The 13,323-nt window shown below is 37.7% G+C and carries 5 protein-coding genes; all 5 read right to left on the bottom strand.

Annotated elements, in window-relative coordinates; translation table 11 throughout:
* Positions 1–219: 219 nt before the first annotated feature.
* Positions 220–6,336, bottom strand: a complete 6,117-nt coding sequence (locus ACFINR_RS02540) for a Vomp family autotransporter (RefSeq protein WP_375652424.1) — start codon at positions 6,334–6,336, stop codon at positions 220–222.
* A gap of 383 nt (positions 6,337–6,719) precedes the next feature.
* Complete coding sequence (locus ACFINR_RS02535; protein WP_375652423.1) at positions 6,720–6,836, bottom strand: hypothetical protein; 117 nt, start codon at positions 6,834–6,836, stop codon at positions 6,720–6,722.
* The gene (locus ACFINR_RS02530; protein WP_375652421.1) at positions 6,833–7,165 is read right to left on the bottom strand and encodes a hypothetical protein; all 333 of its coding nucleotides are present in this window, start codon (positions 7,163–7,165) and stop codon (positions 6,833–6,835) included. The genes ACFINR_RS02535 and ACFINR_RS02530 overlap by 4 nt, the downstream gene beginning before the upstream one ends.
* 238 nt (positions 7,166–7,403) lie before the next feature.
* A complete protein-coding gene (locus ACFINR_RS02525; RefSeq protein ID WP_375612878.1) occupies positions 7,404–7,646 on the bottom strand; it encodes a hypothetical protein in 243 nt (80 codons plus the stop codon).
* 415 nt (positions 7,647–8,061) lie between these two features.
* Positions 8,062–12,786 (bottom strand): YadA-like family protein, encoded by a 4,725-nt coding sequence (locus ACFINR_RS02520; RefSeq protein ID WP_375652420.1) that lies wholly within the window; start codon positions 12,784–12,786, stop codon positions 8,062–8,064.
* Positions 12,787–13,323 lie beyond the last annotated feature (537 nt).

Below are 13,323 nucleotides of genomic sequence, written 5' to 3'. Positions count from 1 at the left end.
GAAAATAGCAACATAAAAATATAACTTTTTAGCAATATGGATTCTACTGTGATCTTTTTTCAACAAAATATAGAAAAATCTTCTATAAAACCTCACAGTTTATAGCCTCATCAAATATTATGCTTATCTCTAGATAAATACTGTGCGTCTGTAAAAAAAATATCCACCCTTATTTCAATAAATAAGGGTGGATGTTTTGTTCTATTTTCGTTGTTCGTATTATTTTATTTTCAGAGTAATTGCACCACCTATTCCCCAATGACCACCAGCACTCGTGGCAGAGAGATTAGAGCGGATTTTTCCGTTTTCAGATGTATAACCAGCACCAAGAGCAAATGCGGATTGCCCACGCCATGCGCCGCTACCAAATGAGACACTCAAAGATCCTGGCTCGTCGAAGTAACGTAGGTTGGATACTGCTAGACCAACGGCGGCTGCTTGCCTTGCCTCTTTGCGTACGCTCTTAATATCATAACTTAAAATATTAAACTTCATATCTGTATATCGGTCAGACCGATCAACAGCATCATCAATGGCATTAATAACAATATTATCCACCCGACTATCCGTATATTTTTTTGCATCATCGAGAACAATTTTCATCTGTTGCTGAGTGTAATCATGCAGTTGACCACCATTCACAGCTTCTTTCGAATCTTGTTCAATGCGACCATTGGCAACATTATCAATCATAACAGGTTCACTTTCGTTGCCACCTTTTAGAGTGATCTTATTGGTTTTTTTACCATCAGCATCTTTATCATAGTTAACTGCACCATCAGAAAGATTATTAACCGTGTTCTCAATATTATCAACTCTGTCTTCAATATTGAAAACCGTTTCACCAATATTCGTAACCGTAGTGGAAATATTGTCGACTCTGTTTTCAATATGCTTAATATCTTTTTCAACGCCAGTGATACGTTCGTTGGTTTCCCAAAGCTGTCCACCATTGACTGCATCTTTTGAACCTTCTGCAATTTTACCATCTGCTACATTGATAATCTTACTTGGTTGACCATCATGGCTAGCGTCATAAGCTTTTTTCTGCTCATTCCAATTTAAACCATTGGACGAGACATTGTTTTCAACACTTTGAATACGGTCGTTTATCTTAGACATACTCTCACTTACGCCGTCAAAAGCACTGGCAACGTTATGATAATCCTTCTTTTCACCAGAGCTCCCGTCAGCCTTGAATTGTGCTATCTTGAAAGTAGGAGCAGTCCATTCTCCATTATTATAGCCAGCGCCACCACCAAAATATGCAGCAAGCTGATTACTCATCAAATAAAGTTGCGAACCATTTATAGCATCGGTTGAGTTAGCAGAAATATCTCCATTAGCAAGAAACTTAATTTTGCTATTTTCTTTGTCTGCTCCATGCTGTGCTACAAATGCCTGCTCATCATTACTCCACAACAAAGCATCCCCTTTGACTTCTTGTGTAATATCATTGATTTGTTGTGTAAAATTATTGACCACATTCGTGAGATGACTATTCACACTCTTCACATTTGCATCGAGACCACTCAAAGCTGAGCCAACATCATGATAATTGGCTTTTGCCACCTGACCATCTTCAACAATAACAGATAAACTATAGTTTGGTCCTTTAAAAGCACCATTTTCGAACGAGGCACCACCACCAAAATAATTTGCTATATCTCCAGATATTTTATTAATTTGGTTCCCATTGATCGCATCATGCGAATCTTCAGCAATTTTCCCATCTTTAACATTATGTAGAGCAACAGGGACTTGGTTATCCATCCCACCTAAAGTTACGCTACCATAATTAACGGTACCGTTTTCTTTATCATAAAGAACTGCAGCAGCACTTGTAAGATTAATATCATTAGAAATCTTCTCTATACTTTTATCAAGCTGAGCTTTGTTAACAGCTTCATCATTTCGCTCTGCAGCTTTTACACCAGAAATTGTACGAGCTTCACCAGATTTGTTTGCAACATTAATTTCTGTACCCCCTGTTGTCACACCAATGGTAATAGTACCTGCATCTCCTTCCTGCTTAACAAGGCTATTTTTTGTCGCATTCGTAATCTGATTTTGGATATTCGTGATAGAAGTATCAACAGCATTAAAAGCAGAACCAACATCATTATGAGAATTACCCTGAATTGTGTAAGTTGGTGCTTTACCGTTAGATACATCTGCACCTCCACCAAAATACTTTGATATATTTTTAGCAATTGTTGTCAGATTATTTGTAACAGTGATAACATTCTGATTAGTAGCAAAGAGCTGCGAACCATTTACTGCATCGGTTGAATTAGCAGAAATATCTCCATTAGCAAGAAACTTAATTTTGCTATTGGTTTTTTCCTCTCCATGCTGTGCTACAAATGCCTGCTCATCATTGCTCCACAATAGAGAATCTTTAGAAACACCCTCAATTTTCTGAGTAAATTCATTTGTTACATGTGTTAAGCGGCTATTCACATTGTTGATATCGTCATCAAGCCCTGTCAAAGCGTCACCAACATTATTATGGTCTTTAGATACTGCTACGCCATCTTCAGAAATGCGCGATAAATGATAGAGCGGACCGAACAAAATACCGTCGCTAAATTCCGCATTCCCACCCAAAATGTTTGCTACATCTCCAGATATTTTTTCAATCTGCCTACCATTGATCGCATCATGCGAATCTTCAGCAATTTTCCCATCTTTAACATTATGGAGGGAAACGGGTGCTGTAGTCTTATCACCACCCAAAGTTATGCTATTATAATTAACGGTATCTTTTTCTTTATCATAGAGAACTGCAGCAGCACTTGTAAGATTAATATCATTAGAAATCTTCTCTATACTTTTATCAAGCTGAGCTTTGTTAACAGCTTCATCATTTCGCTCTGCAGCTTTTACACCAGAAATTGTACGAGCTTCACCAGATTTGTTTGCAACATTAATTTCTGTACCCCCTGTTGTCACACCAATGGTAATAGTACCTGCATCTCCTTCCTGCTTAACAAGGCTATTTTTTGTCGCATTCGTAATCTGATTTTGGATATTCGTGATAGAAGTATCAACAGCATTAAAAGCAGAACCAACATCATTATGAGAATTACCCTGAATTGTGTAAGTTGGTGCTTTACCGTTAGATACATCTGCACCTCCACCAAAATACTTTGATATATTTTTAGCAATTGTTGTCAGATTATTTGTAACAGTGATAACATTCTGATTAGTAGCAAAGAGCTGCGAACCATTTACTGCATCGGTTGAATTAGCAGAAATATCTCCATTAGCAAGAAACTTAATTTTGCTATTGGTTTTTTCCTCTCCATGCTGTGCTACAAATGCCTGCTCATCATTGCTCCACAACAAAGCATCCCCTTTGACTTCTTGTGTAATATCATTGATTTGTTGTGTAAAATTATTGACCACATTCGTGAGATGACTATTCACACTCTTCACATTTGCATCGAGACCACTCAAAGCTGAGCCAACATCATGATAATTGGCTTTTGCCACCTGACCATCTTCAACAATAACAGATAAACTATAGTTTGGTCCTTTAAAAGCACCATTTTCGAACGAGGCACCACCACCAAAATAATTTGCTATATCTCCAGATATTTTATTAATTTGGTTCCCATTGATCGCATCATGCGAATCTTCAGCAATTTTCCCATCTTTAACATTATGTAGAGCAACAGGGACTTGGTTATCCATCCCACCTAAAGTTACGCTACCATAATTAACGGTACCGTTTTCTTTATCATAAAGAACTGCAGCAGCACTTGTAAGATTAATATCATTAGAAATCTTCTCGATACTTTTATCAAGCTGGGCTTTGTTAACAGCTTCATCATTTCGCTCTGCAGCTTTTACACCAGAAATTGTACGAGCATCACCAGATTTGTTTGCAACATTAATTTCTGTCCCCCCCGTTATCACACCAATGGTAATAGTACCTGCATCTCCTTCCTGCTTAACAAGGCTATTCTTTGCTGCATTAGTGATTTGATTTTGGATATTCGTGATAGAAGTATCAACAGCATTAAAAGTAGATTCAAAATCATTATGTGGCTTACCCTGAATAGTGTAAGTGGGAGCCTTACCGTTAGATATATCTGCACCACCACCAAAATATTTAGATGTATTTTGAGAAATTTTTGCTAGATCATTCGTAACAGTGGTAACATTCTGATTAGTAGCAAAGAGCTGCGAACCATTCACTGCATCGGTTGAATCTTCAGCAATATCTCCATTGGCAAGAAATTTAATTTTGTTGTTTTCTTTGTTTTCTCCATACTGTGCCAAAAATGCCTGCTCATCATTACTCCACAATAGAGAATCTTTAGAAACACCCTCAATTTTCTGAGTGAACTCATTAGCTACATGTGTTAAGCGACCATTCACATTGTTTATATTCTCATCAAGCCCTGTCAAAGCTGTACCAACATTATTATGGTCCTTAGTTACTGCTGCACCATCTTCAGAAATGTGCGATAAATGATAGTGCGGACCAAACAAGATACCGTCGTGAAAGTCCGCATCACCACCAAAAATACCTGCTATATCTCCAGATATTTTTTCAATCTGGCTACCATTAATTGCATCATTCGACCCTTTTGCAATTGTACCAGCTTGTACATTATGGAGAGAAACTGGTGCCGTAGTCTTATCACCACCCAAAGTCACGCTATTATAATTAATGGTGCCATCTGCATTTTTATCATAAAGAACCGCAAAGTTATTTGCTTCTTTAATGACCTTAATACTGTCCGTGATATCTGCAATTTCACCATCAAGTTGTTTTTTATTAACGGCTTCATCATCCTTAACTGCTTCTTTCACACCGGAAATTGCACGAGCATCACCTGATTTGTTTGCAATATTAATCTCTGTGCCTTCTATTTCCTTACCGATGATGATACGATTTGTCTCTTCTTCTCGCTTAACAAGGCTATTGCTTTTTATAGTGTCAACAACATCTGCAATCTGACCATCGAGCTGTTGTTTATTAACAGCGTCGTTATTGTTTACAGCAGCCTTCACACCGGAAATTATCCTATCTTCACCCGATTTGTTTGCAACATTGATTTCAGAACCACCTGTTTCTATACCAATGGTGATACGACCTTCTTCTCCACCATCTTGCTTAACAAGACTATTTGCTGCTATTTGATTTTTTATCTCTTGTAGCTGCGCAAAATTCACTGCATCATCAGGTTCTTCCCCAGCTGCCACTCCTGTAATCTGCTGATTGCCAGCATCAATACCATCCACAGTTATACGAGCGCCATCAGCAAACAGAATGCCATCATCACTTATAGAGCTTCTCCCAGCGGTAACTCGTTCCACTGTAATATTGTTAGCTAGATCAAATGTTACATTATTGTTTTCCGCACCTTTTGTGATCTTAAGGTTGTTACTTTCAGCCGACAAATCTACCGTACTCTTTATACCAATCGTTGTGGCATTTTTACCTCCAATAGACAGCTGCCAACCTTGGTCTACATAAGTTTTTAACGCTTTTAGCTGTGCAACATTAACAGCATCAGTAGAATAACTACCAGCAGCCACTCCTTCAAGCTGGCGTGTTACCTTATTTTTATAATCACCAATAGTCGCTGCATTTGCAGTACCTTTCCATACCTCACTGTTTTTATTTTTTTCGCTTAGCTCGATAGGACTGTAACCGTCAGCGCCAGCAAGCGATGTAGTCGCAGAACCGTCCCCAAGAACAACATTGCCATACGCCCGTGTTTCAGCCGCACGCGTTTCAGCATTCTTATCTATAACAATAGCTCCATTACGATCAGCCCTCACTTTTGAGGAGTAACCATTCGCGAATGTATATTCCTCAATGCTATCTTGATTATCATATACGGAACCTATCGCAATACCGTCTAGCCCTGAAGTGCGAGCCATAGAGTTTATGGCAAAACTTTTCTCTTTTGCCCTATATTTCTCTGGATCTAAAACAACAGCTTTTTTAGCCTTCTTATCCCTTTTTGAATCAGGAACGAGCGTGCTATTCACTGTGAAGATGTTTTGCGCATCTTCCCATGCAAATCTTCCGTCGACTGTTAAAACATTTATTACAGAATTATAACCATCTATACCACTGTTATAATCATCATACGCAGAAATAGTACTTTGCGGATAAACTACAGCGGCATTCTTCACATTTTCAAGAGATGCCTTTGTTAAATCGAGATTTGCTGAAAAAACAGGAGCAGCATTCGATAAAAACAAGGCAACCGCAGTTCCCAACGAAGCTACTTTAAACAATGATGATCGACGATGTGAGCGAGAAAAACTCAAATCACGCAGATTTTGTGTAGTATATAATTTTTTCATAATACCCCCTTCATAATAATAGATTAAAAACACAAAAAATGTATGCTCTAGAACTCTAAAGCTTTCTTATTTCCTTTGCGTGTTCCTGCTTTTACAGCGTGTTTTAGGACATAAATAAAATTAAGACATAAACTGTTGTTTCTACAGTGTCTTTAGAGGGTAATTAGGGGTAGGTTCGTGAAAGTCAATTTGAGGAAGGTAAAAAAATACTTAATATTAGAATGGATTTCGTTTTTCTATCAAAGGTTGTGTGTCGTTTTTAGCTTTGATCTCTTTGAAAGAGGTATAATTTTTTGTGCCTATTGATCATCCGTTTAAGCATTAGTTTATTTTTCGTGAATAAGATTTTTTTATTTCATAAGGGGATTTATGAAAGCTTTTTACTAAAATGCCCCATCTATATCCTTACTAATGGTAATGTGTCTCGTTGCTGTATCCTGTTTTACAAAAATACTCACTGCTACTTGTTCTTTTATTCCCTTCAGTTGTGAAAAATTCACTGCATCAGTATTGCTAGTTCCTTTTCAACATTTGTTACTTTTTTACTTGCCGCATTAATACTACCGGTGGTTATTTGCGGGACATCAGTAATTACTAAGCCTGTTGCATCGACTTTTGTTTTCTCTCCTAATGTTATGCTTTTCAATGCTATATCATTAGCCAAACCAAATATGAGCTTATTTTCATCGTCCTTATCTCTTTCAACCCTGAAGTTACTTCCTCCCGATGAAAAATTCATTGTACTATCTAGCACCCATATCTTTAGCTGCCTCACCAGAAATAGACAGTTTCCACCCTTTTTTCTTACGACTTCTTCTAAATCTTGCAACTGTCTCAGGTTCACTGCATCGGCAGATTTGCTATCAGCTGCTACGCCTATAATTTGTCGCGTTATGTTCTTACTAGGAACACCAATACTTACTGAAACTTTCGTACTTTTCCATTGAGATTAGGTGTTTTTAGCCAGTCCTTGCAGAACAGACGTATCCCCAAAAACGCCAGCAGTCCTACCAGACACAGAGCTGTTCCCGATAGCCCCCCATCAACCATCACTTTAGAATAGGAACCTAAAGCGATACTTCCAACCCCTTTTGCTTTTGAATAGAAGCCCATAGAAATAGCTTCTTGAGCAAATGCTTATGTACGGAGTGACCAAGAGCAATCGAACCATATTCTAAAGCTTTAGAAACAGCTGCTACTACTGTTGAATAATCACTCTTCGAAAGAGTATAATCATTTTCCCCGTGTTCGCTCTTCTTATTATATTCACCACCTACTGCGACACTGCTTTTCTCTAAAACATGAGCCATATTGCCTACAGCAACGCTCCATTCTTTTTCCGTTTGCGCTCCACTACCCTAAAGCAATACTTGTGTTTGGAGTACGTTGCATATCTGTAGAGCGTTGCATTATAAAGCATACGTTTAAAACTATACGAAAATAAAAGCTAAAACTGTCTTCTTTTAATAAAGGGTATATTCGTATTTACATTGCGTGAAGCATTTTAACAAATAAAAATAATAGCAATCAATTTTTTGAATCTTTACCACTAAGCTCTTTTATTCTCAACAAAAGTTGTAATAAGCTTTTTATATTCGGATTTTATATAATTACGGGAGTTTTATACATTTAGAATAGCTTTAGAGAGTTCTGGAAGAAAGTAAAAAATTTGCCCTTTTCTTAAATAAGAAAAAGGCAAATCAATTTTATGGATTTAGTCGTTTATTAGTTGAGTATCACATTAACCCCTGTACTTATACCCCAGTGACCTCCAGAAGTGGTAATTGACAAGTTGGAACCAATATCACCGTTCTCTGAAGTATAACCTGCACCAAAAGCAAAAGCAGATTGACTACGCCATAAACCACTACCAAATGCGATTGTTAATTTTCCAGGAATATCACTATAGCGTAAACCAGCTACCGCTAAACCAACAGCTGCTGCTTGTCTTGCCTCTTTTCGAACATCCTCAACAGCATAACTTAATGTCGAAAACTTCATATCCGTATACGAATTAGCCTCATTAACTCCATCTTTTACAAGATGAGAAATTTTCTCATCCGTATACTTATTGGCACTTTCAAGCACAAAATCTATCTTATCTTTTAATTGACCGCCATTAATCGCTTCTTTCGAATCCTTTTCAATCTTTCCATCGGCTACATTGGCTATTAATACTGGAGAACTTTCATCTCCACCAACTAAGCTAACCTTATTGGTCTTTTTGCCCGTTTTTTTATCTTTATCGTATTGTACAGATCCCTCCGTAACTTTATTTTCAATATCCTTGACCTGATCTGTAATCATCTGCTGAGTTTCCCAAAGCTGTCCTCCATTCACAGCTTCTTTTGAATCTCTGTCTACCTTGCCATCCTCTACATTGATAATCTTACTTGGACTCTTAACACCCTGAGCATCAACATGAGACGCATCATAGCTTCCTTTTTCTTCATTCCAATTCAGACTATTCGAAGAGGTACCTTTTTCAACTTCTTTTATACGATCGTTGATAGTGCTCATGCTGTCATTAACAACATCAAATGCTTCAGAGACATTATTACGCTCCTCTTTATCACCTTTCGTACCATCCTTATTAAAGACCTGAACGGTGAATTTTGGTCCTTGCCAGTTTCCTTCCTTATCATAACCAGCTCCTCCACCAAAATATGAGGCAAATGTCTGTTGAAGAGTATAAATCTGACCACCATTAATCGCATCAGTCGAATCTTCTGATATCTTTCCTTTTGCAAGGAACGTGATCTTGCTGTTTTCCTTTTTACCTTCTTCCTCATGCTGTGCTACAAACGCACCTGCATCATCACTCCACAACAACGCATTTTGCTCAATGTTGTCTGAAATCTCATTATGAAGATTCTTGAAAACCTTATTTACACCGGCAAACGCGGCTGCAATGCTATCATAATCCTCCTCTACAAAGCTTCCATCTTCTTGGAAAGTCATTATCTTGAAACCTGGAAGGACCCAGCCATCACCATCATACTTAGCATCACCACCAAAATACTTTGCTAGCGACTGATTCAGATCATAAATCTGTCCACCATTAACCGCATCACTCGAGCCTGATACTATAGAGCCAGCCGCAAGTGATGTGATCTTGCTTGCTTTTCTGTCTTCACCTTCCCCATGCAGAGCGACAAAAGCTTTGTCACCATCGCTCCAAGATAAAGAATCTTGTGCAACTCCCTCTGAGACCTCCTTAATGCGAGCGTTCACATTCTTGATATTCTCATCAAGCCCTTTAAAGGCAGAACCAACATCGGTATGCGGTTTATCTGTTACTTCACCACCTTTATCAATACTGGATAAATTATAAGTTGGCCCTTTAAAAGCACCATCCTTAAATTCAGCATCTCCACCCAACAATTTTGCTATATCCATTGAAAGAATGTGAACCTGTCCTCCATTGATAACATCCGTTGAGTTTTCCGCAATCGATCCGGCGGCTACATTATGGAGCGCAACAGGTGTAGCATCCTTCCCTTTCCCAAAAGTTACATTTGTATAATCAGTTTGATTATCTGTTGTTTTATCGTAAAGAACAACAGAAGAACTATCCGACAGAAGGGTATCAGAAAGATCCTTCAAACCTTTATCAAATTGTTCTTTGTTCACAGCTTCATTGGCTTTTTCTGCTGCCTTTACACCAGAAAGAGTTCGATCCTTACCACCCTTGTTTGCGATATTGATTTCACTACCTTCTACTCCTTTACCAATGTTGATAATACCTTCATTTTTCGTAACAAGCAAATTACTGATTACATCGCTGATCGCAGTTTGAACCTTTGTGAAAAGTTTACCCACACCTGAAAATGCATCTGATACATTCTTATAGCTTGATTCAGCTTCAGTGCCATCATCATTGATAATTTTTAGCTTAAAATCAGGAACTTTCAATTCCCCATCCTTATATTCAGCATCATCAGAAAAATATTTTGCAACCTTATCGCCCAGTGAATAAAGTTGAGAACCATTTACGGCATCCATCGATTCTTTCGTAATATCTCCTACAGCAAGCGATGTGATTTTACTTGCCTTTCTGTCATCACCTTCCCCATGCTGAGCGACAAAAGCTTTGTCAGCATCGCTCCAAGATAAAGAATCTTGTGCAACTCCTTCTGAGACTTTCTTAATGCGAGCATTCACATTCTTGATATTGTCATCAAGTCCTTTAAAGGCAGAACCAACATCGGTATGCGGTTTATCTGTTACAACACCTTTTTCATCAATATTCGATAATTTATACTCTGGTACTTTAAAGTTTTTTCCATCAAAGGATACATCTCCACCTAAAATTTTTGATAAATCCCCAGTGATTGTATGAAGCTGGCCACCATTAACGGCATCTGTCGAATTTGTGCTAAGATCTCCACCCGCAAGACCTGTTATTTTTTTACCTGCAGCATCAATACCATCCGCTATTACTTTGGGACCATTTTCAATAGTTAAGCCCGTTTTATCTAAAGTGATGTCTTTTAATTTTACACTGTTCAATGTGACATCTTGTGCCAAATCAAATGTTATTTTTTTGTCTTTATTGTCTGTTGTATCACTATTTTTAATCTCAAAGTTTTTGCTTCCAGAAACCAAATTTAATATATCACCCGGCTGAAAGTTTGAAACAGCCTTATCATTAAGAGAAAGTGTCCACCCTTGTGCTACAAATTCTCTTAATTTTTTCAGCTGTGCAATGTTGACGGCATCAGTGTCTGCATAACCCGCTGCCACACCTGTAAGCTGTCGTGTTATCTTATTCGGAGTATCACCAACACTAAAAGCTCCTTGAGTGCTCTTCCATATCACACCATCATCCGTTGACTGGCTCCCTATGGAAGGATCATAGCCAACTGCGGACACTGAGTTACGAGAAACAGATTTATAACCCACAGCAACACCACCCTCAGGAAGTACTTGTACATTTGAACCTAATGCCATACTATTTTTAGCTGTTGCAGCTGAAAGTCCACCTAATGCAATACTATTTTCACCAGATGCATTTGCAAAACCACCTAATGCAATACTATTTTCACCAGATACATTTGCAGAACCACCTAATGCAATACCATTGTTAGCAGTTGCACTTGAAAGCTTACCTATAGCAATACTTTCTTGCCCACCTTTTCCCTCACTGGCAGCAATTGTAATGCTCTCCGTTTCGGCATGCCATTTAAAGACACTATCATCGGCAGCTTTTTTAATCTCATTGTGAAGATTTACATAAGACTTACCCACACCCTCAAAGGCTTTGGCTACATTTGGAAAACTTTCTTCTTCCATCTCATTCGTCTCAGGATTTAAAGTTTTAATTTTGAACTCTGGATTATCCCATTGACCATTCGTAAATTTAACACCACCGCCTAAATATCCAGCTATATGGGTAGCTACAACATTCAACTGACTACCATTTACCGCCTCTTGTGAATCTGCACTAAGATCACCAAATGTAACACCCATTACCTTTTTATTTCCAGCATCAATACCACCGGTGGTTATTTTCGGACCATCAGTAATTACTAAGCCCGTGGCATCGAAGGTATTTGTACCTGCTTTTAAGCTTGTTAACGTAATGTCTTGAGCCAGATCAAATTTTACTTTATTGTTATCTTCGCCCTTTGTAATATTTAGGTTGCTACTTCCTGCGGAAAAATCTACCGCGCTATCCATAAAAACGGTTGTAGCATTTTTATCTCCAACAGAGAATTTCCAACCGTTTTGTCTTACAACTTGTTCTAAGTCCTGCAACTGTCTAAGGTTCACTGCATCGGTAACATTAGAACCAGCTGCTACGCCTGTAATTTGTCTGGTTATACCCTTACTATAATCACCAAATGAAACTGTTCTCTCTTTTTCATCAGAACTATCGGTTAGAGAAGAGCCGATTGCAATGCTATTTTTAGTATTTCTACTACTACCAGCTAAAGCAGTTAAGCCGATAGCAATCCCTTGGTCAGCCTTCGTCTGCGCTACCTGCCCGGAAACAATAGCATCATGCGCTTCTCCCTGAGCTCGTTCACCATAAATAAGAGAATTACCCAAATCCTGACTGCTAGTTATCTGATCTCCCTTTACAACTCCTGGAGTTAAAGCTGCTCTTGTTATTTTTTTACTTCCAGCATTCATATCAATTGAACGTATCGAATCGCTGGTTTCTGCCAAAACATTCACTATAGGACTATAATCACTTACACCAGTAAGAGTTTTGGTTAAAAAATTTTCATAGTCATCAGCAGCACTTACCTTGGATGTCAAAGCAACATTCAGCGCTGTTAAATAATTTTCCTGTGATGAACTAGAAGAATCCAAATCATTCGAAAAAACAGGGAAAACACTGGCTAAAAGTGCCGCTATTGAAGTCAAGGATAGGACTTTAATAAAAGGAAAACGAGAAAATTTTAAACTGCTCCCTGCTAATTTTGTATATAATTTTTTCATAATGAACTCCCCAATGAAAGAAATAACTATAAACACAAAAAAGACACATTTAAACGCTATTAGGTCCCCTAAAATTGGTTTTTCTAAACGTATTCAAAAATTTAGTACCTGACTGAAAAGATAGAGAAGTTGTGTTTTAGGTTTTATGGTTAATGCGTTTTGCTCTTTTACATTTCCTAAGAAAGTAATTTTTTTGTGGTGATTGGTTTTTTTTAAACCTTTAAACTTATTGGTTGTTTTTTGCAAGGGGTAGAGTTAATTTAGCATATTGTTTTATAGCTTCTTCCAGTAAAGTTGAAATACATTTGAATGGAGATTTTTGTCTTAAAAGCTTTTTAATAGATTTGTAGAGAGCAAAAGGTTTTTTATCTGTAGAGTGCTACAGATTTTTCAGATTTAAAAATTAAAGAAGAAAATAATAAACTTATAATTTATGAAAAAACTCATTATCTTATTTTGAAATAAGAAGTTCATTTTGTTGAAAGCGTCCGGTTTTTCTGTTTTTTAAACCTGTATTTATCGTTAGCGCTTATCAAT

It is taken from the genome of Bartonella sp. AP19HLJMH, assembly GCF_042196245.1.
Classification (GTDB): Bacteria; Pseudomonadota; Alphaproteobacteria; order Rhizobiales; family Rhizobiaceae; genus Bartonella.
The sequence above is the reverse complement of the archived record's forward strand: the minus strand, read 5'-3'. Positions and strand labels throughout refer to the sequence as shown.

Bases quoted from the DNA above. Each gene is read 5' to 3' on its own strand.
- ACFINR_RS02540 (WP_375652424.1), bottom strand. From the start codon at position 6,336: ATGAAAAAATTATATACTACACAAAATCTGCGTGATTTGAGTTTTTCT.
- ACFINR_RS02525 (WP_375612878.1), bottom strand. From the start codon at position 7,646: ATGGCTCATGTTTTAGAGAAAAGCAGTGTCGCAGTAGGTGGTGAATAT.
- ACFINR_RS02520 (WP_375652420.1), bottom strand. From the start codon at position 12,786: ATGAAAAAATTATATACAAAATTAGCAGGGAGCAGTTTAAAATTTTCT.